This is a genomic window from Nonomuraea glycinis, assembly GCF_014646515.1.
In the GTDB taxonomy this organism is placed as follows: Bacteria; Actinomycetota; Actinomycetes; order Streptosporangiales; family Streptosporangiaceae; genus Nonomuraea; species Nonomuraea glycinis.
The window spans coordinates 234264-259002 of the sequence record NZ_BMNK01000007.1; the positions used below are offsets into that span (position 1 = coordinate 234264).

Annotated in this window: 22 protein-coding genes; 7 read left to right on the forward strand and 15 right to left on the reverse strand. The window is 72.3% G+C overall.

Features of this window, described 5'->3' with window-relative positions; genetic code table 11:
• The 5 genes from IEY87_RS21615 to IEY87_RS21635 all read right to left on the reverse strand — a co-directional run bounded on the left by IEY87_RS21615 (position 1) and on the right by IEY87_RS21635 (position 7476).
• The gene (locus tag IEY87_RS21615; protein ID WP_189140536.1) at positions 1–1266 is read right to left on the reverse strand and encodes a cation:proton antiporter; all 1266 of its coding nucleotides are present in this window, start codon (positions 1264–1266) and stop codon (positions 1–3) included.
• Positions 1267–1302: 36 nt separating this feature from the next.
• Positions 1303–3660 carry a hypothetical protein gene (locus tag IEY87_RS21620; protein ID WP_189140537.1) on the reverse strand — a complete coding sequence of 786 codons (2358 nt, stop codon included), beginning with the start codon at positions 3658–3660 and terminating at the stop codon, positions 1303–1305.
• A gap of 103 nt (positions 3661–3763) precedes the next feature.
• Positions 3764–4876 carry an N-acetylglucosamine kinase gene (locus tag IEY87_RS21625; protein WP_189140538.1) on the reverse strand — a complete coding sequence of 371 codons (1113 nt, stop codon included), beginning with the start codon at positions 4874–4876 and terminating at the stop codon, positions 3764–3766.
• The gene (locus tag IEY87_RS21630; RefSeq protein WP_189140539.1) at positions 4876–6135 is read right to left on the reverse strand and encodes a 6-phospho-beta-glucosidase; all 1260 of its coding nucleotides are present in this window, start codon (positions 6133–6135) and stop codon (positions 4876–4878) included. The genes IEY87_RS21625 and IEY87_RS21630 overlap by 1 nt, the downstream gene beginning before the upstream one ends.
• A 36-nt stretch (positions 6136–6171) precedes the next feature.
• Positions 6172–7476, reverse strand: a complete 1305-nt coding sequence (locus IEY87_RS21635) for an ROK family transcriptional regulator (RefSeq protein WP_189140540.1) — start codon at positions 7474–7476, stop codon at positions 6172–6174.
• A gap of 208 nt (positions 7477–7684) precedes the next feature.
• Here IEY87_RS21635 and IEY87_RS21640 point away from each other — a divergent pair, with 208 nt between their 5' ends.
• The 5 genes from IEY87_RS21640 (at position 7685) to IEY87_RS21660 (ending at position 13686) form a co-directional block, all read left to right on the forward strand.
• Positions 7685–9997: an ATP-binding domain-containing protein gene (locus tag IEY87_RS21640; protein ID WP_504822936.1), complete on the forward strand. Its 2313-nt coding sequence runs from the start codon at positions 7685–7687 to the stop codon at positions 9995–9997.
• Positions 9998–10347: 350 nt separating this feature from the next.
• Positions 10348–10521, forward strand: coding sequence for a hypothetical protein (locus tag IEY87_RS21645; RefSeq protein ID WP_189140541.1), 174 nt, complete (start codon positions 10348–10350; stop codon positions 10519–10521).
• Positions 10522–10588: 67 nt separating this feature from the next.
• Positions 10589–12181: an apolipoprotein N-acyltransferase gene (gene lnt / locus IEY87_RS21650; RefSeq protein WP_189140542.1), complete on the forward strand. Its 1593-nt coding sequence runs from the start codon at positions 10589–10591 to the stop codon at positions 12179–12181.
• 2 nt (positions 12182–12183) lie between these two features.
• Entirely contained in the window at positions 12184–12927 is a 744-nt protein-coding gene (locus IEY87_RS21655) for a polyprenol monophosphomannose synthase (protein ID WP_189140543.1), read from the forward strand.
• A gap of 258 nt (positions 12928–13185) precedes the next feature.
• Positions 13186–13686, forward strand: coding sequence for an FxsA family protein (locus tag IEY87_RS21660; protein ID WP_189140544.1), 501 nt, complete (start codon positions 13186–13188; stop codon positions 13684–13686).
• 114 nt (positions 13687–13800) lie between these two features.
• On the opposite strand, the gene IEY87_RS21665 is transcribed toward IEY87_RS21660, so the two are convergent.
• The 8 genes from IEY87_RS21665 to IEY87_RS21700 all read right to left on the reverse strand — a co-directional run bounded on the left by IEY87_RS21665 (position 13801) and on the right by IEY87_RS21700 (position 20799).
• On the reverse strand, positions 13801–14145 hold the full coding sequence (locus IEY87_RS21665; protein WP_189140545.1) for an RNA polymerase-binding protein RbpA: 345 nt from the start codon (positions 14143–14145) through the stop codon (positions 13801–13803).
• Between the two features lie 248 nt (positions 14146–14393).
• A complete protein-coding gene (locus IEY87_RS21670; protein WP_189140546.1) occupies positions 14394–15842 on the reverse strand; it encodes an MFS transporter in 1449 nt (482 codons plus the stop codon).
• 14 nt (positions 15843–15856) lie between these two features.
• The gene (locus IEY87_RS21675) at positions 15857–16657 is read right to left on the reverse strand and encodes a glycerophosphodiester phosphodiesterase family protein (protein ID WP_189140547.1); all 801 of its coding nucleotides are present in this window, start codon (positions 16655–16657) and stop codon (positions 15857–15859) included.
• Between the two features lie 36 nt (positions 16658–16693).
• Positions 16694–17233: a TrmH family RNA methyltransferase gene (locus IEY87_RS21680; RefSeq protein WP_189140548.1), complete on the reverse strand. Its 540-nt coding sequence runs from the start codon at positions 17231–17233 to the stop codon at positions 16694–16696.
• Positions 17230–17820, reverse strand: coding sequence for a class I SAM-dependent methyltransferase (locus IEY87_RS21685; RefSeq protein WP_189140549.1), 591 nt, complete (start codon positions 17818–17820; stop codon positions 17230–17232). Before IEY87_RS21685 ends, IEY87_RS21680 begins: the two co-directional genes overlap by 4 nt.
• A gap of 11 nt (positions 17821–17831) precedes the next feature.
• Positions 17832–18779, reverse strand: a complete 948-nt coding sequence (locus IEY87_RS21690; RefSeq protein ID WP_189140550.1) for a VWA domain-containing protein — start codon at positions 18777–18779, stop codon at positions 17832–17834.
• Positions 18776–19711 carry a DUF58 domain-containing protein gene (locus IEY87_RS21695; RefSeq protein WP_225277231.1) on the reverse strand — a complete coding sequence of 312 codons (936 nt, stop codon included), beginning with the start codon at positions 19709–19711 and terminating at the stop codon, positions 18776–18778. Before IEY87_RS21695 ends, IEY87_RS21690 begins: the two co-directional genes overlap by 4 nt.
• An 86-nt stretch (positions 19712–19797) precedes the next feature.
• Complete coding sequence (locus IEY87_RS21700; protein ID WP_189140552.1) at positions 19798–20799, reverse strand: AAA family ATPase; 1002 nt, start codon at positions 20797–20799, stop codon at positions 19798–19800.
• 55 nt (positions 20800–20854) lie between these two features.
• Here IEY87_RS21700 and IEY87_RS21705 point away from each other — a divergent pair, with 55 nt between their 5' ends.
• The gene (locus IEY87_RS21705; RefSeq protein ID WP_189140553.1) at positions 20855–21622 is read left to right on the forward strand and encodes a hypothetical protein; all 768 of its coding nucleotides are present in this window, start codon (positions 20855–20857) and stop codon (positions 21620–21622) included.
• Positions 21623–21661: 39 nt separating this feature from the next.
• On the forward strand, positions 21662–22510 hold the full coding sequence (locus IEY87_RS21710; RefSeq protein ID WP_189140554.1) for a DUF2268 domain-containing putative Zn-dependent protease: 849 nt from the start codon (positions 21662–21664) through the stop codon (positions 22508–22510).
• Positions 22511–22569: 59 nt separating this feature from the next.
• Here the strand turns inward: IEY87_RS21710 and IEY87_RS21715 are convergent, their stop codons facing one another.
• Both IEY87_RS21715 and IEY87_RS21720 read right to left on the reverse strand, forming a co-directional pair.
• Positions 22570–23208, reverse strand: a complete 639-nt coding sequence (locus IEY87_RS21715; protein WP_189140555.1) for a response regulator transcription factor — start codon at positions 23206–23208, stop codon at positions 22570–22572.
• Positions 23205–24608 (reverse strand): sensor histidine kinase, encoded by a 1404-nt coding sequence (locus IEY87_RS21720; RefSeq protein WP_225277232.1) that lies wholly within the window; start codon positions 24606–24608, stop codon positions 23205–23207. Before IEY87_RS21720 ends, IEY87_RS21715 begins: the two co-directional genes overlap by 4 nt.
• Positions 24609–24739: the final 131 nt, after the last annotated feature.

Below are 24739 nucleotides of genomic sequence, written 5' to 3' on the forward strand. Positions count from 1 at the left end.
TCAGCCGCCGGCTCGGTCCACGTCGCGCGGCCGGCCGTCCCGGAGGGTGTCGAGGCGGTCCATGATGGGAGTGGCGGTGATCCCGTGCAGCACGACGGAGGTCAGCACGGCGAAGGCCACCACCGCCCACAGCTCCGCCGCGGGGACGCCGAAGTTCGCCTGGCCCAGCGCGTAGGCCAGATAGAACAGCGAGCCGATGCCGCGTACCCCGAAGAACGAGATCGCGATCCGCTCCCGGGGCCCGGCCGCGCCGCCCAGCTGGGTCAGCCACCCCGCCACCGGCCGGATCACCAGCACCAGCAGGAGGCCGACGGCCGCGCCCTGCCAGGTGAGCGCGGCCAGCCCGCCGGTCGCGACGAAGCCGCCGAGCAGGAGCAGCAGCCAGGCGGTCAGCAGCCGCTCGATCTGCTCGACGAAGCCGTGCAGGACGTTGTTGTAGCCGTGGCCGTGCTCGGCGTTCCTGATGGTGCACGCGGTGACGAAGACCGCGATGAAGCCGTAGCCGTGCACGAGCTCGGTCAGGCCGTAGGTGAGCAGGGTGGCGGCCAGGGCGACGAAGCCGTCGCGGTGCTCGGCCAGCCGCAGCTTCTTCTCCCCGGCGTGGAAGAACAGCCGGCCCAGCAGCCGGCCCAGCAGCAGCCCGCAGATGACCCCGGCGGCGGTCCGGTAGAGCACGTCCACCAGGGCCCACTCACTCACCCAGCCCACGCCGCCGACCGCCGCGACGGCGATGGCGGCGTACACGATGGGGAAGGCCAGCCCGTCGTTCAGCCCGGCCTCGGAGGTCAGCGAGAAGCGGACCTCGTCGTCGGCGTCGGCCGCGTCGACCGGTTCGCCGACGCTGACGTCGGAGGCGAGCACCGGGTCGGTCGGCGCCAGCACCGCGCCGAGCAGGAGCGCCGCCCCGATCGGCCAGCCCAGCAGGAGCAGGGCCACGGCGGCGACGGCGGCGACGGTGAGCGGCATCCCCCAGCCGAGCAGCCGCCACGTCGTGGCCCAGCCGCGCAGTCCGGCCCGCCGGTTGATCGCCAGCCCGGCGCCCATCAGGGAGATGACGACGCAGAGCTCGGTGATGTGCTCCAGCGCGACCCGGTGCGCGACCGGATCGGGCTCGGGCAGCCCGATCGGCAGCAGGAACAGCAGCACGCCGCCGATCAGATAGACCAGCGGCAGCGAGATCGCCCGCCGGGCGAGGATGCCGGGTAACAGGGCGGCGAGCAGGGCGGCGCCGCCGCCGATGGCGAGGAGGAGGTCTGGGGTCGACATCGATGGGTTAATGCCCCATAGATCACCTCACATCCCTTATGGGAGAAAATTGCCCGTCAGGCGGCCCAGCGCCTCGTCGTACGGCGGGTCGAACCAGTAGTCGGCGTGCCAGCGCGCCGGGGCGAGCGGCTCGCCCGCCTCCCGCAGCGGCGGGTCCCAGCAGAACACGTCCACTCGCGCGCCCCGCGCCCGTCCGTCCGCCCGCGCATCCCGTCCCCGTCCGTCCGCCCGTCTGTTCGCCGGTGCGAACGGGTCGGCGCGATCGAAGACGGGACCGCCGATCGGGTCGCTCAGCCGGTAGAGGTTCACCCATGGCGCCGCCGCACGCACCGCCGACAGGCCCGGCGTGCCGAAGTAGGCGGGGAAGAACGCGGCGTACAACCGGCGCAGCGGCGAGCCGTGAGTGAGCAGCCGCACCCGCTCCCGTACGGCGGGATCGAGCTGCAGCACCAGGGCGGCGGCGATGACACTGCCCTGGCTGTGCCCGGAGATCAGCACCTGGTCGTCCTCCTCCCGGGTGAGCACCTCCACCCGGGAGACCAGCTCGGGTATGACCCGCTCGGTGTAGCAGGGCGGCGACAGCGGGTGGATGGCGCGCGGCCAGAAGGTGGAGACGTCCCACAGGATGCCGACGGTCCTGCGCAGCCGGGAGTCGCTGTACGAGCGCCGCCCCAGCAGCACCAGACCGACGGCGAGCGTCGCCATCGCCCAGCTGCCCAGGGTGGCGAACAGCCCCGCGGTGCCCTCCACCGGCGTGACCAGCCGCAACCGGTAGAGCACGGTCACCACGGCGAACCCGGTCAACCCGGCGCCCACCAGCAGCCCCAGCACCAGCCCGGCTCGGTCGGAGAGCGCCGCCAGCGACCACTTCCCGGCCACCTCGCCGGCGTGCCCGCCGTAGAAGTCCGTCAGCTTCGGCGCCAGCGTCGCGGTGGTCGCCTCGCGGATCCGCCACAGGACGACCGCGACCAGGACCACGCCCGCCACCATCACCGGGACCAGGGCCGCCGTCCACCACACCGGGTCGTCGAGGAAGAGGTCGCCGCCGAGGTCCGCGGCCCGGGACGGGGACTCCGGGGTGCCGAAGAAGGACGCCGTCCAGAACAGCAGGCCGAGCGCCAGCGCGTTGGCGCTGCCCGCGGCCGCCATCAGCGTGAACCAGCTCGCCATCCCGCCCATCGCGGGCCGCCCGCTCGCATCCACCGCCCGGTCCACCCTGCCCATCGCGGGCCGTGCCCCCGGATCCACCGGCCGGTCCACCCCGCAAAGCGCGGGCCGTGTGCCCGGATCCACCGGCCGGTCCATCCTGGCCAGCGCCCAGGTGCCCGCGCCGATGACGACCGCCAGCACCATCGTCAGCACCACCTGCGCGGTTCCGGCCCCGACCCCCGGCAACTGCGCGCTGAGCACCTCAGGCGACGGCAGCCCGGCCAGCGCCCACCCGAACGTCACCAGGAAGAGCACCGGAGCCGCGACCCCCAGCGCCCGGCAGGCGCGGCTCAGCCACCCGGCCGCGTCGCCGTCCTCGGGATCCACCCGGCGGGCGATTCCCGGCAGGATCACCAGCACCACCGCGGCCACCTGGACGGCCGCGTTCGCCACGGTCAGCGCCAGACCCGCCGCCGAACGGGCGAACGGCGCGGACACCGCCAGCCCGATCGCGCCGAGCGCGAAGGCGATGTGCACGTTCCGCAGCCGCCACACCGGGACGCCGCCGTGCCACAGCCGCCGCCGGGCCAGCAGCACCTCGGGCCGGCCGGGCCCGCTCGGCGGCAGCACCGTACGCTCGTCCCGCCGCCACGTACGCCGCGCGATCGCCCACAGCGCCCCGACGACCGCCAGCGGCACCAGCGCGGTGACAGCGAGCCGCCGTGACTCCTGCGTCCCCCACAACTGGCTCAGCCAGCGCACCCACACCGGCGCGCTCTCCTGCGCGCAGGCCCGCCCGGCCGCGGTGCACTGCCAGCCGACGAGATCGACGCTCGCCCCGACCAGGGCGCCGACGAGCGTCCCGGTGAGCAGCAGCGCGAACAGCCGCTGCGCCGCCTCGACGGTGTGGCGCAGCCGCCGCCCGCCCGCCGGTCGCGGCAGCATGAAGTAGGCCAGGTTCGCCATCGAGAACGGCAACAGCAGCAGCCACAGCGCGTTGGTCCGCCCACCGGAGGTGAGCCCGCCCCACGCGTACGCCTCGCGATGGCGTACGCCCGGCACGTCCGCGCCCTGCCCGCTGGGCCTGCCGGCCGGCCACCAGCGGCGGTAGAACCCGGTGGTCCCGTCGCCGGCCACCAGGCGCGGATACGGGTGATCGAGCATCGGGCCCGGCGGCGTGCCGGAGACGCCGTGCACGCGCAACTCGGTCACGCCCGTGGTGCTGGTGTCCAGAAACCCGTCCATGACCGCAGGATGACGGCGACGAGAGCGCTCGCGCTACGTAATCGCCCATTCACCGGGAGTTCCCGATGTCGTGGAGGCGTGCGTTATCGGCGGTTCCGGTGATTCACCGGGAGGTCCCGAGGTCGTAGTGGGCGTGGAGCCGGGCCTTGGCGGCCGGGGTGGCCCCCAGGTGGTCCAGGCCGCTGAGCGCGGCGCCGGCGATGGGCGCGAGGCTCGCCACGACCAGCTCCGCCTTCGGGGCCCTGATCGCGAACGCGGCCTCCAGGCGCCCCGTCAGCCGCCGATGCCCGGCGGTGAGTATCCCGCCGCCCAGCACCACCTGCGCGGGCGTGTCGAGCAATCCCAGGCGGCGCAGGCACACCTCCGCGAGCACCACCACCTCCTCCGCGAGGCGGTCCACCAGCGAGCCCGCCACCTCGTCGCCCGCCTCGGCGGCGGCGAAGACCCCGGGGGCGAGCTCGTGCAGCCGGTCCATGTCCAGCTCACCGAAGTGCAGCGCCAGGACGACCTGCTCGACCGTGGCCGCGCCGAAATGGGCCGTCACCAGCTCCGCCAGGGCGGTGGCCGGGCCGCGCCCGTCCTCGGCGCGGATCGCGTGCCACAGCGCCTCCTCGCCGAGCCCCTCACCGCCGCCCCAGTCGCCGCTCAGCCGCCCGAGCGCGGGGAAACGGGCGACCTGCCCGGTGGGGGAGGCGCCGACCGCGTTGATGCCCGCCCCGCACACCACCGCGACGCCGGCCGGGCCCGACGCGCCCGCACGCAGCAACGCGAAAACGTCGTTGCGTACGACGATGTCGGCGCCGAACCCCCTCGCCGCGAACTCCCGCGCGAGCGCCTCCTCCTCCACCGGCAGATCCGCCCCCGCCAGAAAGGCGGCCACATGATCGAACCCCACCCCGCCCGGCCGCACGCCGGGCAGAACCCCCTCGACCCCGACCTCGAGGTGCGCGGCGGTCAAGGCCCGCTCGACCACGGCCTCCGGCCGCGCGGCGGCCAGGGCCTGCTCCACTGCGGTGCCGCGGGTGCTCGTGGCCACCGGGCGCGCGGCGGCCAGGGCCTGCTCGACCACGGTGACCGCTGCCGCCACGCCCGTGCTCTGCGGTCGGAACGGGCCCGCGCGGCCCGTCGCCAGCACCTCGCCGTCCTCGGCCACCACGGCCACGTCCGTCTTGCTGTTGCCGCCGTCCACCGCCAGAAGCAGCCTGCGAGCCGCCACTAGCTCACCGCCCACGGCAGGTGCCCGCGATCGGCCTTCAGCAGCAGACCGGTCAGCTCCTGCGCGACCGCGTCCTGGCCGACCAGCGGGTGCGCCAGCAGGGCGTCCCGCACACGGTCCGCCCCGCCGTGCAGGGCCGCGCCCAGCGCGAGGGTCTCGTACGCCGACACATGCGCGATCAGACCCGCGTACAGCGGCTCCACCGGCGTCACCGGCAGCGGTGCGGCTCCCGACGCGGTCACCGTCGCCGGCACCTCGATCACCGCCTCCGGATCCAGGAACGGCAGGGTGCCGCCGTTGCGCACGTTCACCACCTGGATGTCACCCCGATCGCCCAGCAGGGAGGCGATCAGCGCGACCGCGGCCTCGGAGTAGAAGGCGCCGCCCCGCTCGGACAGCAGCTCCGGCTTGGTCACCACCGCCGGGTCGGCGTACATCGCCAGCAGCCGCCGCTCCATCGCCGCCACCTCGGCCGCGCGCGACGGCTTGGCGCGCTGCTCGGCCACCACCGCGTCGTGGGCGTAGAAGTAGCGCAGGTAGTAGGACGGCACCGAGCCGAGCCGGCGCAGCAGCCCGGGGCGCAGGCCCAGGTCGGCCGCGATCTCCTCGGCGTGGCCCGCCAGCAGCGACGGCAGCACGTCACGCCCGTCCAGGAACACCGCCCGCTCCCAGGACAGGTGGTTGAGCCCGACGTGGCCGAGCGACACCCGCGACGGCTCGACCCCGAGCGTGGCGGCGAAGCGCCGCTGGAAGCCGATGGCCACGTTGCACAGCCCGATCGCCCGGTGCCCCGCGTCCAGCAGCGCCCTGGTCACGATGCCGACCGGGTTGGTGAAGTCGACGATCCAGGCGTCAGGGGCCTCCCGCCGCACCACGTCGGCGATCTCCAGCACCACCGGCACCGTCCGCAGCGCCTTGGCCAGGCCGCCCGCGCCCGTCGTCTCCTGCCCCACGCAGCCGCAGCGCAGCGGCAGCGTCTCGTCCACCTCGCGCGCGGCCTGGCCGCCGACTCTGAGCTGGAACAGCACGGCCCGCGCCCCCGCGACCCCTTCCTCGACCGAGGAGGTGGCCACGATCCGGGCGGGATGCCCGGCGTGCGCGAGCATCCGCCGCGCCACCCCCGCCACCACCTCAAGTCTCGATTTATCGGGATCTATGAGGGCGATCTCCGTGACGGGCAGCTCGTCACGGAGCCGCGCGAAACCGTCGATCAACTCGGGCGTGTACGTCGAACCGCCCCCGACCACAGCCAGTCTCAACCGTTCACTCCTGTCATGGTCGTGTTCCCGGGGAGCTCACCGCCGGCTCCCCGTGGAGTCGAAGATCTCGTCCCGGACGGTCGCCAGAGCGAGGTCGAGCGCGCCGGCCAGCACCGGGTTGCCCCGCACCGCCGACAGCCGCACCCGCGGCCGGGCGATCGTCAACGCGTGCAACTCCTGCTCGATCAGCGCACGCAGCGTCTCCCCGCCTGCCAGCACGGCCCCGCCGGTCAGCACGATCAGCCCCGGATCCACCACGGACGTGATCGCGGCCAGTCCCACCGCCAGCCGCGCGGCGACCTCCCGCAACGCCACCCCGGCGACCTCGGCCCCCACCCCCGCCGCCCCGCCCACGGCGTCCGCCGCCGCGTCCGCCACCGCGTCCGCCGCCGCGTCCGCCACCGCGTCCGCCACCGTGCCCGCTCCGGTCACCGTGCCCGCTGCTGTGCCAGCAGCCGTGGCCGCCGCGTGGGCGACGGCCTGGCGGAGGTCGGCGCCCGGCACGCCGTGGGAGCGCAGGACCCGTAGTACGGCGGCGCCGCCGGTGAGCGCCTGGTAGCCGTGGTCGGCGTACTGGCCGGTCTCGCGGGCCGTGGGCGCGCCCGGCGTGGGCATGTAGCCGACCTCGCCCGCGCCGCCGGTGGCGCCGCGATGCAACCGGCCGCCGAGCACGATGGCCGCGCCGATGCCCTCGTCCGCCCACAGCAGCACGAAGTCGGGGGTGCCGCGTGCCGAGCCGTGCGCCTGCTCGGCCATCGCCACCAGGTTGACGTTGTTCTCCACCGAGACGGGCACGCCCAGGCCCTCGGTGAGCGCCGGTTCCAGGTCGTCGATGTGCCAGCCCGGCATGTCGCGCGCGGTGGCGTACCCGAGTCTGCCGGTGACGGGGTCGAGCGCCGCCTGGACGCCGATCACCACCCGGCGCGGCGGCGCCGGCGCCGCCGCGCCGGCCAGCGCCGCGCGCAGCCGGTCGATCAGGGTGCCGCGCGGGCGCGGCCCGGTGGGCAGGGTGTGCTCGCCGACGACGGCGCCGGACAGGTCGGCCACCCTGGCCTCGATGCGGGTGGTGGTGACGTCCAGCGCGGCCGCGTACGCCGCCGCGGGGTTGATGCGGTAGAGCTCGGCGGTGCGGCCCGGCAGGCCCTGCCGGATGCCGTCGAGGACCACCAGGCCCGCCTCCTGCAGCCGGAGCAGGAGCTGGGAGGCCGTCGGCTTGGACAGACCGGTCAGGGCGCCGATCTCGGGGCGGGTCAGCGGGCCGCGTTCCAAAAGCACGCGCAGAGCGGCGCGATCATTGATGGCGCGTAGCAGACTGGGAGTGCCCGGTACGGGACCGCTCACTGTCACCCCTTCACCGCAGCGTTAGGAAACTTTCCTAACGAAATGAACGTAAGGAGTGCCGGCGGGTCGGGTCAAGAGTCGAAACCGAGCCGTGATCACCAGCGGAAGGGGGGATCGGGTGTAAGAGTGGGAGTCCCTCGACAGGCATGCTAATGTCGTCGTTTGTCGTAACAACAAGCAGAATAGCCCGGAGTGTCCCATTACCCACATTAATGGTCTGGCGGCAACGCGTCAAACAGAGCTCGCCAAGGAGCAGGCGTACGTCACCCGCCTTTACGACCGTCTCGACCTGTTGCGTGAGCGCACCCAGGGGCAACTCAAGGACGTGCTGGCGGCGGGCGCCGTCGGGACGATGCAGAACAGGTCGGAGCGTGACACCTTCGCCGAGATGTACGCCACCCGGCTGGCCAGGCTGTGGGCGGTGGAGCGCGGGCTGGCCTTCGGCCGGCTCGACCACGTCGACGAGGGCCGGCTCTACATCGGCAAACTCGGTCTGAGCGACGACGAGCAGGAGCGGCTGCTCATCGATTGGCGGGCGCCGATCGCGCAGCCGTTCTACCGGGCCACCCCGGCCGCGCCGATGGGCGTGACCAGGCGCCGCCACCTGCAGACGAAGGAACGTGTGGTCAAGGCCGTCGAGGACGATCTGCTCGACTTCGACGCGCTCACCGACGACGACCGCGCCACGCTCAACGGCGAGGCCGCGCTGCTGGCCGCGCTGGACGAGCGGCGCACCGGCCGGATGCGCGACATCGTCGCCACCATCCAGTCCGAGCAGGACCGCGTCATCAGGTCCGACCTGGGCGGCGTGCTCGTCGTCCAGGGCGGTCCGGGCACCGGTAAGACCGTCGTCGCCCTGCACCGCGCCGCCTACCTGCTCTACACCCACCGCGAGCGCCTGGAGCGCCGGGGCGTGCTCATCCTCGGCCCCAACCTCACCTTCCTGCGCTACATCGAGCAGGTGCTGCCCTCGCTCGGCGAGACGGACGTGCTGCTGTCCACCGTCGGCGAGCTCTACCCCGGCCTGGTCGCCAGCGCCAGGGAGCGGTCGGAGGTGGCCGCGCTCAAGGGCGACCCGCGCATGGCCGAGGTGCTCGCCAAAGCCGTGCGCGACCGGCAGCGGGTGCCGCGCAAGCCCGTCGAGCTGAACCTGGGCCGCTACACCCTCACCATCGACCGCAACATGCTGGAGTCGGCGCGCAACAAGGCCACCCGGTCCCGCCGCCCGCACAACCAGGCGCGCGCCACCTTCGTCAGGTCCCTGCTCAACGCCCTGGCCAGGCAGGTGGCCCGGACCCTCGGCAAGGGCCTGATCGACGACGACGAGCTGGCCGACCTGCGCGAGGAGCTGCGGACCGAGCCGGTCGTCAGGGCCGCGCTCAACCGGCTGTGGCCCTATCTGACCCCGCAGCGCCTGCTGGTGAGCCTGTACGGCTCGGCCGAGCGGCTCGACTACGCCGCCTCGGCGCTGTCCCCGCGGGAGCGGGAGCTGCTGCGGCGCGACGGGGTCGCCGAGTGGACCGAGTCCGACGTGCCGCTGCTCGACGAGGCGGCCGAGCTGCTCGGCGAGATCGACGAGCAGGTGCTGCGCGCCACCGCGATGCAGGCCGAGGAGGAGCTCGCCGCCGCCCGGGAGGCGGAGGAGCACGAGCGTGAGGCCGAGCTCGCCTACGCCCGCGAGGTCCTGGAGCTGACCGGTCTGTCGGACGTCATGGAGGCCGAACGCCTCGCCGAGCGGCACCGCGGCGACGGCCCCTACCTGACCACCGCCGAGCGCGCGGCCGCCGACCGCAACTGGGCCTACGGGCACGTGATCGTGGACGAGGCGCAGGAGCTGTCGCCGATGGCCTGGCGCTCGATCATGCGCCGCATCCCCACCCGCTCGATGACCATCGTCGGCGACATCGCGCAGACCGGTTCGACCGCCGGGGCCCGCTCCTGGGCCGACGTGCTCGACCCGTACGTGGCGGGGCGCTGGCGGCAGGAGCGGCTGAGCGTCAACTACCGCACGCCGGTGGAGTTGATGGCGCTGGCCTCGCGGGTGCTCGCCACCATCGATCCGGAGCTGGAGCCGCCGACCTCGGTCCGCGAAGGCGGCGCCGAGCCCTGGTCGGCGCCGCTGGCGGCGCTGCCGGAGCTGGTCAAGGCGGAGGTGGGCGAGGGCGGCAAGGTGGCCGTGGTGGCGCCCGACGCGATGCTCGCCGAGCTGGGCGAGGCGGTTCTCGGCGCGGTCGACGGCGCGGTGGTGATCGCGCCGGGCGCGGGCCGGGCGCACGGCGCGGCGGCGCTGGACGCCCCTGTGGCGGTGCTCGGGGTGGCCGACGCCAAGGGGCTGGAGTTCGATTCGGTGATCGTCGCCGAGCCCGACCTCATCGCCGGGCAGTCGCCGCGCGGGCCGAGCGACCTCTACGTCGCTCTCACCCGTGCCACGCAACGGCTCGGAGTCGTCCACGAACGGCCCCTGTCGCAGGCGCTGAGCGGCTTGCCAAGCCGCTCGAACGGTCCGGCAAATGGTGATTAAGGCGCTTTAGTGGTGCTGGCCCAGACGCTCCCACCTGCGAAAACTTGATGTTCCTGCTGATCGGGACACGGTTGACATCTGAGGTGGAGTCGGTAGTTTGCTGCCCAGTCCAGCACGGGACTTGGCCGGTTGGCCGTCTCTGACATCGTCGGATCCTGCGCCCGTGACGGAGCGAGCTCCGTCCACACAGCCAGGTGCAGGGCCGTCGGTCCGTCGAGTCGGGGCACCCCAGCCGGGCGGGGGGTTGGACCCGGGACGGGCCCGGGAGCCCAGTAGACAACGGAATTTCGCGCTCGCCGCCGACGAGACGGATCCGGTCCGAAGGGTTCCCGGGCCCTCTTCCCGCTCTCGTGCCCAGGATCGTCAGCGCGCCGGGTGGTCTCGTCCACGACGAGACCGCCCTGCCGCTCCCCTCGCCACCGCTCCTCCCGCTTCCGCGCCGCCGGTCGCCCGCCGCCGCCGCTCTGGAGTCCGGCCAGGTACGCCGCAGCCCAGGATGGCGTCATCCCATGGTCGTGCCGTGACCTGAGCGCGGCCCCGGGGCGGTAGCGTTTTCGCAAGGCAGGCGTGCCAATCGCGAGGAGAACCTGAGTGGTGCAGGAAAAGACGGGCCCGTCGCCCACCCTCGCGCCCGGTCCGGTCGCGGCCGAGCCGCGCCGCCGCACGCCCGCTCCCGAGTCGAAATGGGTCCTGTCCGGCCGCGTGGCCGCCGCCGTCGCCGGTGGCGTGCTGCTCTTCCTGTCCTTCCCGCCGCTGGACTGGTGGCTGTGCGCCCCGCTGGGGCTGGGGCTGGTCGTGGCCTCGCTCTACGGCGCGCGCCCGCGACGGGCGGCCTGGGTGGCCTTCCTGGGCGCCGTGGTGTTCCTGCTGCCGGCGCTGGTCTGGGTGCGGACGATCGGCGACGACGTCTGGCTGATGCTGGTGGGCGTCGAGAGCCTGTTCTACGCCGCCATGGCGGTGCCGGTCTCGCTGGTGTTCAGGCTGCGGCTGTGGCCGCTCTACTTCGCCGCGCTCTGGGTGGCCATGGAGTGGCTCCGCGGGCTGGTGCCGATCGGCGGTTTCCCCTGGGCGCGGGTGGCCTTCAGCCAGGGCGAGTCGGTCTTCACGCCCTACGCCGCGCTGGGCGGCGCGCCGCTGGTGTCGTTCGCCGTGGCCCTGTGCGGCGCCCTGCTCGCCTACGCGCTGCTGCGGCCCGCCGCGGGCGTCAGGCAGGCGATCCCGCTGGCGCTCGCCCTGCTCGTCCCCCTGCTCGGCCTGGCGGTGCCGCGGCCGGCCGACGAGGGGCGCACCGTCAACGTGGGCATCGTCCAGGGCAACGTGCCCGGCCGGGGGATGGACTTCCTCGGCGACGAGCCCGCCGTCGTGCTGAAGAACCACGCCGAGGAGACCAAGCGGCTGGCCAGGGCCGTGCGCGCCGGCGAACTGCCCAAGCCCGACCTGGTGGTCCTGCCGGAGAACTCCACCGACATCGACCCCTACCGCGACGCCTTCGCCCATCGGACGATCGACGAGGCGGTGAAGGACGTCGGCGTGCCCACGCTGGTCGGCGCCGTGGTGGCGATCGGCGAGGAGCACCGGGCCACCCGCAGCCTGTCGTGGGACCCGGTCACCGGACCGGGCGCCTATTACGACAAGCAGCGACTCGTCCCGTTCGGCGAGTACACCCCGTTCAAGGACCTCGTGATGGCCCTGTACGACCGCGCCTCGCTGGTCGGCAGGCAGTCCGTCCCCGGTGAGAAGCCGGGCGACCTGAAGCTGGGGCCGGTCACCATCGGCGCGGTCAACTGCTACGAGGTCGCCTACGACGACACCGTGCGCGAGACCGTGCGGACCGGCGCCACGCCCATCGTGGTGCAGACCAACAACGCCTCCTACGCGCTGTCCAACCTCCCCGCGCAGCAGCTCGCCATGTCCAAGCTGCGGGCCGTCGAGCACAACAGGGCCGTCGTCACCGCCGCAACCACTGGCATATCCGCATTTGTCACGCCTGACGGTAAAGTCTCCTGGCAGACTCGTGAGCTCGTCGCCGACATGACCGTGGTGAAGGTGCCGGTGCAGACCGAGACGACGGTCGCCACCAAGGTCGGAGCGGTGCCGGAGTGGGCATTGATCGTGTTGGGAGCGGCGGCGGTCCTCGCGGCCGTATGGCGCAGGCGACGGCACGACCGGATGGGGAATGAGTGACGATGGAGACTCTTGGGCGGGTGCTGGTCATCGTCCCGACCTACAACGAGTGCGACAACCTGCCGAAGATCGCCGAGCGGCTGCGGGCCGCGCTGCCCGAGGCGCACCTGCTCGTGGCCGACGACAGCAGCCCCGACGGCACCGGTGAGATCGCCGACGCACTCGCCGCCGACGACGACCACATCCACGTCCTGCACCGGCCCGTCAAGCAGGGGCTGGGCGCCGCCTACATCGCCGGATTCCGCTGGGGCCTGGCGGAGGGCTTCGACGTGCTGGTGGAGATGGACGCCGACGGCTCGCACCAGCCCGAGGAGCTGAACAAGCTGCTCGCGGCGCTGGCCGACGGCGCCGACCTGGCGATCGGGTCACGCTACGTCCCCGGCGGCCGGGTGACCAACTGGCCGGCCTCGCGGGAGCTCCTGTCCAGAGGGGCCAACCTCTACACGCGGATCATGCTCGGCCTGCCGGTCCGCGACGCGACGGCGGGCTTCCGCGCCTACCCGGCGGCCACCCTGGACAAGGTCGGCCTGGACGACGTGGAGTCCCAGGGCTACTGCTTCCAGGTGGACCTCACCCTGCGTACGGCGCGGCACGGGCTGCGGGTGGCCGAGGTGCCGATCACGTTCGTGGAGCGCACCGTCGGCACCAGCAAGATGAGCGGCCGGGTCATGGCCGAGGCGTTCTGGCGCGTCGCCCAGTGGGGCGTCACCGGCCTGCCGACCAGGCTACGCAGACGTCGAGGCTGACCCACCGGCACCCCGCCGCGTCCGATCCGCATGTCAGACCCCGCCGTGTCCGGTCTCACCGCGTGCTCGGTCCCACCGCGTGCTCGGTCCCACCGCGTGCTCGGTCCCACCGCGTGCTCGATCCCACAGCGTCTGTTCCTGCCGTGTCCGATCTCACGGTGGCTGATCTCGTGGTTTCTGATCCTGTCGCGTCTCCGGAACGCATCGGCCGCACCGGGCGTTGTCCTTGACGTAGACGAATGCTGAAGCGAGGCGACGATGCGGCTCCTGCTTTTCCTGGCTTTCCTGGTGATCCCCGTGCTGGAGATCTGGCTGCTCATTCAGGTGGGCACGGTGATCGGCGGCTGGCCGACCGTGGGCCTGCTGGTCATCATCAGTCTGCTGGGCACCTGGTTGGTCCGCCGCGAGGGGCGCAGGGCCTGGAACAGCCTGCAGAGCTCACTGCAGGCGGGCCGGATGCCCGATCGCGAGCTGGCCGACGGCGGGCTCATCCTGGTGGGTGGCGTGCTGCTGCTGACGCCGGGGTTCTTCAGTGACGTGCTGGGGGTGCTGTGCATCCTGCCGTTCACCAGGCCGGCGATGCGGCGGCTCGGCGTGTGGTTCTTCGACCGGCGGGTCAAGAGGATGGCGGCGGCCTCGCCGTACGCGAACCTCTTTCCGGCCCCGCCGGGTGCGGCGCCCGCGGGTGCGGCGCGAGGGGAGTCGCCGCAGGGCCGGGTCGTGCACGGCGAGGTCATCCGCGAGGACCACGACGCCTGACCCGCACGCCGGAACGAAGTGCGAGTGACCACGCGCTTCGGACCAGGCGGGGTGCATGCGGGCGTAGAGAAACCCCCGGGCCGCCGGCCCGGGGGTTTTCACCGTGAGATGTCGTCAGGCGCTCTTGCGACGCTGGGCCCTCAGGACCGCCAGCCTCTCGTTGAGCACCTCTTCCAGGTCCTCGATGGACCTCCGCTCTAGAAGCATGTCCCAGTGTGTCCGCGGGGGCTTCGTCTTCTTCGACTCCGGTTGCTCGCCGTCCACCCGCAGCGCGGTCGCGCCGCACATGCGGCACTCCCAGGTCGCGGGGATCTCGGCCTCGGCGGCAAGCGGAACGTCGAAGTGATGACCCTTTGGGCAGGTGTAGGACACCTCCTGGCGGGGGGCCAGATCCGTGTTACGGTCGTTCTCGTAGCTGGTTGCCCCGAGCCGGGTGCCACGAAGCGCGCGCTCGCCCATGTTTAAATGCCTCCTACAGGGCCCCCATGCGTGGGGGGTCTGTCTCCCACGGTGTGTAACGCTTGGTACCGTGATGGGATTCCCATCCACGGCGTGATCCAATCGCGCTACCGGCTAGCAGTTAGGACGGCGGGGCGTCGTCAGGCGTCAGGAGCCGGGGCCGGTCGGCCGGGGGACGAGCGTGTGGCGGCCCGGGCGTGGCGGCCGAAGATCTTGCCTGACCTCCGCTTTCTTCGACGATGGTGAGCTCAGATTCCCTCGGGGACTTCGTTGCCGGCGGCGCGGATGGCCTTGGGCAGGTTGACCAGGGCCAGCAGGACGAAGCCCAGCACAAAGAACACGATCATGGACAGGATGGCGATGCGGTAGCTGTTGGTGAGCTGCAGCGCGATCGTCACCGTGAGCGCGCCGATGAAGGCCGAGCCCTTGTCGCTGATCTGCAGGAGGCTGAAGTACTCCGCCTCCTTGCCCTTCGGGATCACCTGGGAGAACAGCGAGCGTGACAGCGCCTGGCTGCCGCCCAGCACGATCGCGATGGCGAAGGCCATCAGATAGAACTGCAGCGCGTCGCCTTCGCGCACGAACAGCGCCATCACCACGATGACCGTCCACAGCACGAGGCTGGCCAGCACCGTGCGCTTGGTGCCGAACCGGCGGGCCAGCGAGCCCAGCAGCAGTGCGCCGAAGAAGGCGACGAACTGCACCATCAGGATCGCGCTGATCTGCACCTCCGGCTTCAGCTTGAGCGCCTCGGAGGCGAAGGCCGAGCTGTTGCCGATGACCGTCTGGATGCCGTCGTTGTAGACGAGATAGGCCACTAGGAACAGCAGCGTCAGCGGATACTGGCGCAGCCCCTTGAGCGTGCGGCCGAGCTGGCGGAAGCTGCCGCCGACCGCGGCCCGCGTGGTGCGCTCGTGTGCCGGGACCGGCCGGTTGCGCAGCCTCAGCAGCGGGACGATCGTGAACGTGGCCCACCACAGCCCCGCCGACATCATGCTGATCCGCACCGATTCGCCCTGGGTCAGGCCGAGGGCCTCGTAGTTGAGGTAGAGCACCAGGTTGAGGGCCAGCAGCAGGCCGCCGCCCAGGTAGCCGATGGCCCAGCCCCGGGAGGAGACGTGGTCGCGCTCCTGCGGCGTGGAGATCTGCGGCAGGAACGAGTCGTAGACCACGATCGAGGAGCCGTAGGCCAGGTTGGCCAGAATGAACAGGACCCCGCCGAGCAGGTAGCGGTCGCCCTCGACGAAGTAGAGGCCCATCGCCGCCAGCGCGCCCGCGTAGGCGAAGACGCCGAGCATCTCCTTCTTGCGGCCGATGTGGTCGGCCAGCGCGCCCACGATCGGCAGGATGAGGATCTGCCCGAGCACCGCCACGGTCGTGATCAGCCCGAAGAAGGCGGCCGGCCTGATGTCCATGCCGAGCACGTCGACGTAGCCCAAACCGGGGTTCTGTACGGTCAACCGGTCGAAGCCGTCCGCACAGGTCGCGGCGGCGATCTGCGGGAAGTCCTGGGCGCAGGCCGCGGTCCTGGCCACCGCGATGAGGTAGGGGCCGAGGAAGACCGAGATGACCGTGGTGTAGAAGGCGGAGTTGGCCCAGTCGTAGACGTACCAGCCGCGCTGCTCGCGTCTGCGAGCCGCGGGGGATTCGGCGGTGGGGTCCACAGGGGGGTCCGCGGGGGGTGCGGGGGTGGGCATGTGTCGAGTCGCTCCTATGCGGCCATGCGGCCGGGATGCCACTGGTCGCGCCGCTCCAGCACGTCGCGCAGCCCGGTGATGTTGTCGGTCATGATGCCGTCGACGCCCAGATCGAGCAGCTGCTCCATCCGCGGGACGTCGTTGATCGTCCAGACGTGCACCTGCATGCCGACGGCGTGCGCCGTGCGGACCAGGCTCCGGGTGGTCACGCGCAGCCCGCGGAAGCCCACCGGGACCTGGGCGCAGGGGATGCCCGCCCGGGACAGGCGGACCAGCAGGCGGCCGTAGCCGGAGGTGGTGGCGGCGGCGCGCAGGGTGGCGACGCCGCGCGGGCCGAGCGCCGAGCAGACCTCACGGCCGAGCGCCGCCCTGGCCAGCATCAGGCGCTCGTCGGAGAAGGAGGTCAGGCAGATCCGGTCGTAGGCGTCGGTGCGCCGCACCGCCTCGGCCAGCGGCGCGATGGCGGCGGCTTCCTTGATGTCGATGTTGAAGCGGATGTCCGGCCAGGTGCCCAGCAGGTCCTCGAGCAGCGGGATCTCGTGCGTGCCGCCGATGCGGGCCTGCTTGACCGAGCTGTAGGGCAGCTCCGAGATGCGGCCGCGCCGGTCGGTCACCCGGTCCAGGGTGTGGTCGTGGAAGGCGAGCAGCACCCCGTCGGCGGTGGCGTGCGCGTCGGTCTCCAGGTGGGTGTAGCCGAGCCGCACGGCCCGCTCGAACGCTTCGGCCGAGTTCTCGGCGCCTTCGGCGGCGCCGCCACGGTGGGCGAAGGCGAGGGGGCCCGGGTGGTCGAGAAAGGCGAATCGACGGCTGAGCACGGTCTGCAGTATGCCTCTCGCGGGTGAACAATGAGGTTACGAATCAGGGAGATTCTGCCACTCCTGACGGCGGGCCTCGGCCAGCGCGATGGCCGCAGCCACCGAGACGTTGAACGAGCCGACCCGACCGACCTGCGGGATGTAGCAGACGCCGTCGGCGGCGTCCAGCAGGGCGGGGGAGCAGCCGTGGTCCTCGCTGCCGACCACCAGGCACACGTTGCGGGCCAGGTCGGCCTTGTGCAGCGGGAGGGCGTCGGAGGTGAGCTCGATGGCCAGCACCGTGTAGCCGTCGTCCCTGGCCGCCTTGACGGCCTCGGTGGCGGGCATCGCGTCGTGCCAGGTGACCAGGCGTTCGGTGCCGAGCGCGGTCTTGCCCGCCTTCGGGTTGGTCGGCGGGGTCGCGTTGCCGGCCAGCCAGATCGTGTCGACGCCGAACGCGGCGGCGCTACGGAAGATCGAGCCGACGTTGAACGGGCCGGTGACCGACTCCAGAATCAGCGCGAGCCGGTTTCCGGTGCTTCTGCGCCAGGTCCGGTTGAGCCGCTTGACGTCGGTGGGGCGCAGTTGCCTTCTCATCGGTGCACCTTAAGGATTCGGTAGGCGGCCCTGGAGGCCTCGCGGGAGGCCTGCCAGCCCTGCTCGCCGAGCCAGCGCTGCAGGGAGTCGGAGCCGAGGTGTTTCTGGACGACCAGGTGGGCGACGCCGTCGGGCGCCAGCCGGGTCAGCCACCTGGTGAGCATGTCGTGCAGGGCCGCCTTGCCGATGCGGATGGCGGGGTTGGACCAGATGGCCTGGAACGTGATGTCGGGGGGCATCTCATCCACATGCACCGACCGTACTTTGTAAAGGCGGGCGGCCTGGGCGTTGCGTGCGGTGAGCTCCACGCTGCGGTGGTTGACGTCCACCGCCCAGACGGTCGCCTCGGGAGCCCGCGTGGCCATGGTCAGCGCGATCGGGCCGTAGCCGCAGCCCAGGTCGAGCAGGTCGCCGTGCTGGGGCGGCGGGGGCACCGACTCCAGTAGCACGCGGGTGCCGAGGTCGACCCGCTCGGGCGAGAAGACGCCCCGGTCTGTCTCCAGCCGCAGGTGCAGGTCGGGCAGAACCAGGTCGACCGAGCCGGGCCGGCTCGTGGTCGCCGGGTCCTCGGAGAAGTAATGGGCCACGTGGGAAAACGTTACGGGATGCGCGTACCGAACAGGACCGCGGCGCCCGCGACCAGCAGGCCCAGGATGATCGCGGCCACGATGAACTGCTGGGTGATCTCCTGGTTGACCAGCTTGAACCCGAGGGAGGTGCCGATCTGCTCGTAGACGTCGCGCAGTTCGCTGCCCGACTCGGCGGTGTAGGCGCGGCCGCTGGTGCCGTCGGACAGAGCCTGCAGCGTCTGCTTGTTGACCGGTACGTTCACCGGTCGGCCGTCGATGGAGACCGTCCCTTCCTGCGTGCCGTAGGCGATCGTGCTGACCGGCACGTTCGCCTGCTGGGCCGCGTCCATCGCCTCCTTGACCGAGCGGCCGGAGGTGTTGTCGCCGTCGGACAGCAGCACGATGGCGGCCGGTGGCGGGTCGGTGACGGCGTCCCGGTCGAAGGAGCGTACCGAGTCGAGCGAGTTGAAGACCGCCTCGCCGATCGCGGTGCCGGGCCTGGTGGTCAGGTTGCCGATCGCGGTCGCCACGGCCTGGTGGTCGGTGGTGGGGGAGACGACCACGTTGGCGGAGCGGGCGAAGGAGACGACGCCGACGTTGAACCGGTCCGGCAGCTCCTGGACGAACGCCTGGGCGGCGGACTTGGCGGCGCTGATGCGGTCGGGGTCGACATCGGCCGCGTCCATGGACAGCGACACGTCGAGGGCGATCATGATGGTGGCCCGGTCGCGCGGCACGCGTACCTCGTCGGCGGGTCTGGCGGCGCCGACGACCAGCAGCGACATCATGAGCAGGAACAGGATCGGCGGCACGTGCCGCCGCCAGCCGGGGCCGGCCGGGGCGACGAGGTTGAGCAGGGCCAGGTTGGTGAAGCGCACGGTGTAGCGGCGCCGCGCGAACTGCGCCGCGACGTATCCGGCCACGAGCAGCGCCACCAGGGCGAACAGCCAGAGCCAGAGCGGCGACAGAAAAGTCAAGGGGTCACCTTCCGGTGTGCCAGGTGGCGCGTGCGCCGCTGGCGCAGGACGAACTGCGCGATGTCGAACACCCAGTCCCGGTCCGTGCGGAGCACGAGGTGGGCCACGCCGGCGCGGCGGAGGGTGATCCGGGTGCCCTCCCGCTGCAGGGCGGCGGCCTCGGCGTACGCGTGGCGGATTTTGGGTGAAAGGTGCACTTCGCGTACTTTCCCGGTCTCGGGGTCGGCGAACGCGACGCGGCCCACGTCCGGCAGCTCCAGCTCGCGCGGGTCGATCACCTCCACCGCCAGCACCTGGTGCCGGGCGGCCAGCCGCCTGATCGGCCGCTCCCACGGGCGCTCCGCCTCCGGGTCCAGGCTCGGCTCCGCGTCGAGGAAGTCCGACACCACCACCCGCATGCCCCGCCGCCTGCGGGAGGCCGCCAGCACGTCGATGCCCTCGGCCAGGTCGGGAGGGTCGGGCACCACCTGACCGCGCGGCGCGTCCATCAGCGAGTGCAGCAGCCCGTACAGCGCGGACCTGCCGGTGCGGGCCGGCATGCGGTGCACGAACTCGTCGTGCAGCACCAGCGCCCCGAACCGGTCGCCCAGCCTGCTGGCCAGGAAACCGATCGCGCCGACCGCGGCCACCACCAGGTCCCGCTTGTCGGTGTCGGCGGTGCCGAAGTCCATGCTGGGCGACAGGTCGGCCAGCGCCCATGTCTCCAGCTCGCGGTCGGCGACCAGGTCCCGTACGTGCGGCACGGTCGTGCGCGCGGTGACCGCCCAGTCCATGCGGCGCACGTCGTCCTCGCCCGGCACGTAGACGCGGCTGTCGCCGGCCTCGCTGCCGGTGCCGGGCAGCAGGCCCTGGTGCGCGCCGTGCAGCAGGCCGTCCAGCCGTCTGGTCACCGTGAGCTCCAGCCGGCGCAGCGCCTGCTCGGCGGTATTCATGCGTCGCTCACCGCTCCTCATTCGCTACGCGGCCGGGTTCGTTCCTCACCCGTCCACTCCGCTCACTACGTCGGGTTCGCTCGTGCTCACCGGTTCTGGTTCCAGACGACGAGGGGCGGGGGCACCGCGTGCAGGATCTGCTTGACGACCTGTTCGGGGTCGACGCCGTCGGCCAGCGCGTCGAAGGTGAGCATCAGGCGGTGCGCCATCACGTCCACGGCCACGTCGCGCACGTCGTCGGGCAGCAGGTAGTCGCGGCCGCGCAGCACGGCCAGCGCGCGCCCGGCCGCGACCAGGCCCAGGGTGGCGCGCGGGCTGACGCCGATCTCGATGGTGTCGGTCAGGTCGGCCAGGCCGTACTCGGCGGGGGCGCGGGTGGACATGACCAGGCGGACCACATAGTCGGCGACGAGTTGGTGCACCGAGACCTGCTCGGCCGCCTCCTGCAGCGCCATCAGCTGCTGCGGGTCGAGCACCCGCGCGGGCGTGGGCGGGGTGACGCTCATCCGGTGCAGGATCTCCAGCTCCTCGTGCGCGCTCGGATGCGGCACCCGGACCCGGAACAGGAACCGGTCGCGCTGCACCTCCGGCAGAGGGTAGACGCCTTCGGACTCGATCGGGTTCTGGGTGGCCAGCACGATGAACGGCCTGGGCAGCGGGTGGGTGACACCCGCGAGCGTGACCTGACGCTCGGCCATGACCTCCAGGAGGGCCGACTGCACCTTGGCCGGCGCCCGGTTGATCTCGTCGGCGAGCAGGAAGTTGACGAACACCGGCCCGAGCTCGACGTCGAACTTCTCGGTGGAGGGGTGGAACACGCGGGTGCCGACGATGTCGCTGGGCACCAGGTCGGGGGTGAACTGGATGCGGGCGAACGTGCCGCCCACGACCGTGGCCAAGGTGGCGGCGGCCAGCGTCTTGGCCACACCGGGCACCCCCTCCAGCAGGCAGTGGCCGCGCGCCAGCAGGGCCACGGCCAATCGCTCGACCATGTGGTCCTGCCCCACGATGACACGCCGTACCTCGTCGAGGGTTTGACGCAGCAGGGCCGCGTCCGTTCCGCCTGGCTGCTCTTCGGCGACGCTCATGACGCTATTCCACCAAACGTGCCGCAAACGTGCACGACGCCACGTCTGTGCTTTCATGGCAGATGTGGCCAGTCCGCTGCAGTACGGAGATCCGCCACGGCTGGGGCCGTTCGTGGTGCAGGCCCGCCTGCACTCGGCGCCGGCGGGGTTCGTCTATCTCGGGCAGGCGTCCGACGGGCGTGCGGTCTCGCTGGCCGTACTCACGCGAGGGGCGGCGATCGACGCGGCCGCCCGCGAGAGATTCGTGACCGCGCTGCAGGAGGCCGCGCCGTCGGGGGACCGGTCGGGCGTGCGGAGCTGGCTCGGGCTGGGCTCCAAGGGGCGCGCGACCGTCACCGAGGACGCGCCGCCGGTGCTCGACATGAACACCGGGCACGCGCCGTGGGTGGCGGTCGCGTACGTGCCGGGCAAGCCGGGGGCCGAGCGGTTCCTGGAGCCGGTGATGGTCGGCGGGACGCTCATCGGCGTCGCGCACGGCCCCGACTTCGTCCCCTACTGGCTGACCGACCGGACGCCCGCGCTGGCCGCGCCGGTGCGCCGCAGGCCGCTCACCGAGACGCGGCGGCGGGTGCTGATCGCCGTGGCCGTGCTCCTGGCGCTGCTGGTGCTCTTGGTGACGATCGTGCTGCTGATGCTGCTGGGCAGGTCCGGCGGCGATCCGATGCCGAGGCAGCTGCCGCCGACGGTGTTCCTGCCGACGCCGCCGCCCGTCCCCTCCACGCCCTACCCGGAGCCGTCGCCGTCCCCGTCGGCCCCGCGCAGCGGCGAGCCGACGCCCGGACGGTCGCCGGGCGACGAGCCGCCGCAGGAGCCGCAGTTGTGAGTTGAACCTCCCGTGACGTGAGGCTCTAGCGTCCACGGCATGGAATTCATCGTGCACGACACCGTCGCCGCCATGGGCGCGTTGCTGCGGCTGCCGCTGGAGCGGCGGCCTGACGCCCTGCGGGAGATACTCGCCCCGATCCGCTCCGCCATTCCGATGCCGGGAGACATCGTCGGCATTCACCACCAGGGCGGCGGCTTCCGCGTCGACGCCGACGACCCGCGCTATCTCGACGCCGTCCAGCGGCTGGCCGACACCGACGTGCTCGGGCAGGTCGAACGGGAGCTGACCCGGGCCGCCGAGGCTCTGGGGCACCTGAAGCAGGCCGAGGCGCTGCAGGTGATGTTCGTGCTGGGGAACCCGGACGACGGGCACCTGATGAAGGTCAGCGGCGGCTATTACGGCATGGGCGGCGCGCCTGGCTGGTTGTACCTGCTCGCCTGGCCCGACGAGGAGGTCATCGGCAGGATCGCGCATCTGGCCGTCCACGAGTTCCACCACAGTGTGCGTTACGCCAACGTCGAGTGGGACCCGGTGACCGTGACGGTCGGGGAGCATGTCGTGGCGGAGGGGCTGGCGGAGGCGTTCGTCAGGGAACTGTCCGGGCCGGAGGCCATGGGACCCTGGTCGGGGATGGTGCGGGGGGAGGAGTACGACCGGGCCCACGAGCTGATCATGGCGGACTTCGAGCTGGCGGGCATGCAGCATACGTCCGCGTACGTGCTGGGGGACAGTGCCATGCGGCTGTTCGGGCAGGAGCCGCGCGGCATTCCGGATATGTCGGGGTATGCGGTGGGGTTGCGCCTGGTGGATGAGCATCTCGCGGCCACCGGCATGACGGCGGCACAGGCCACCGGGCTGCCGGTCGCCGACCTGGTGCGGAGATAGTCCCAGGTCGTACGGGCCGCGCACGCGGAAGATCGCCGTACGGAGTCCTGCGGTGCGCGTCAGCGGGGTGAGACGAAGCCGGACTCGTAGGCGGCGATGACGGCCTGGGTGCGGTCGCGGGCGCCCAGCTTGGTGAGCACGTTCCCGACGTGCGTCTTGACGGTCTCCGGGCTGACCACCAGCTCGGCGGCGATCTCGCCGTTGGACAGCCCCTTGGTCATCAGGCGCAGCACGTCACCCTCGCGGCCGGTCAGCCGGTCGATGCCGGGCACCTCGGCGACGGGCCGGCGGCCGGCCAGCGTGCGGATCGCGGCGGGGAACAGCAGCGACTCGCCGGAGGCCACCAGCTTGACGGCCCGTACCAGCTCGTCCGGGCGGGCGCGCTTGAGCAGGAAACCGTCGGCGCCCGCCCGGAGCGCGTCGTAGACATAGTCGTCGTTCTCGAACGTGGTCACCACCAGCACCTTCGGCGGCTCCGCCAGCTCCTTGAGCCGGCTGGTGGCCTGGATGCCGTCGACGGCCGGCATCCGTACGTCCATCAGCACCACGTCGGGCCGCTCGCGGCGCACCACCGGCAGCACCGCCGCGCCGTCAGCGGCCTCGCCGACCACGCTCAGGCCGGGCTCGGAGTCGATGATGATACGCAGACCGGTGCGGATGAGGTCCTCGTCGTCGGCGACCACGACCCTGATTGTCATGACAACGACCGTAGCGGCAGGCGCACCGACACCCTCCAGCCGCCCTCCACCGGGCCGGCGTCCAACTCGCCGCGCAGCAGCCGCACCCGCTCGGCCATCCCGGTGATCCCCCTGCCGCCCCCGTGCCCGGCACCGTCCCCGGCGGAGATCTCGCCGCCGGGCCGGCCGAGGGGTCCGGCGCCGTCTCCGGCAACGTGCCCGCCGCCGGGTCCGACGCCCGCGCCTGCTGTCGTGTTGGTGACCTGAAGATCCAGTACGTCCTCCCGTACTCCGGCCGCCAGGTTCACCGGTCCCTGACCGTGTTTGATCGCGTTGGTGAGTGCCTCCTGGACGATGCGGTAGGCCTCCCTGGAGATCACGGCGGGGACACCGGACAGGTCGCCCACCTCCCGCCGCACCTCGGCGCCTGAGGCGGTCACGAGCGCGTCGAGATCGGCGAGCGTCGCCTGCGGCGCCCGTGACGTCCTGCTCGGCTCAAGTGAGCGCTGCCCGCCCCGCGAGGTGCCCCCGTTCCGCCCGCCACCCTCGTGCTGCCCGCTTTCGTGGTGATTTTCGCTTCCGCGCCGTACGCCGTTGTCCCGGTCTTCGTCCTCGCGCAGGACGCCCAGGACGTGGTCGAGGTCCTCCAGGGCGGCGCGGGCCGACTGCTCGATCGCCGCTAGCGCGGTTCTGGCCGTGGCCGGGTCCCGGTCGAGGACCCGGCTCGCGGCGGCGGCCTGCAGGGTGACGACGCTGAGCGCGTGGCCCACCGAGTCGTGCAACTCCCGTGCCAGCCGGTTGCGCTCGGCCAGGGTGCGGGCGTGCTCCTCGGCGGTGGCGAGCCGTTCGGCGGGGGTGGGGCCGAGCAGGACGGGGGCCAGCCTGGCCAGCAGCGCCCCCGCCCCGGCCACCACAAGGACCAGCAGCGCGAGCACCCCCAGCCCGAGCAGCGCCCAGCCGACCCCGGGCCAGCCGGTCTCCACCGCGAAGCCCAGCACCTTGGTCGACAGGGTGACGAACGGCAGCGCGAGGGTGAACAGGGTGAACGGCACGACCGCCAGCGTGAACCCGCTGACCAGGCCACCGATGCCCAGGTGCAGGGTGAACCAGGCGGCCGTGCGCCGCCGCTCCTGCCATGACCGGCGACCGTACGCCGGACCCGGCGCGAACTCGACACGGGCGCCCAGCAGTCCCTGGGCGGCGTTCACCTCCAGCGAGCGCACGGGCAGGAACAGCCCGGTGAGCGCGACCACGGGCAGCACCGCGCCGAAGACGCCGATCTCCACGGGCAGCAGCAGGTCGGCCGATTCGCCCCGCGCCAGCCCGGAGATGAGGACCCCCGCCATCATGTACGGCATCAACAGGGCCCCGCCCAGGATCAGGCATGCCCAGCGCCGGGTCAGCAAGCGGTTCCATCTCACAGTGGTGATTGTATGTCGACCTTTATTCGCTCACGGATGAATGCGCCTGGCGAGAAATGCGCCCCCAGCGAAAAGATTCCGTTGTTCGCGAGGCCCGGGGTTAGCGTCTTCGGTGTAAATGATTTCCGCGG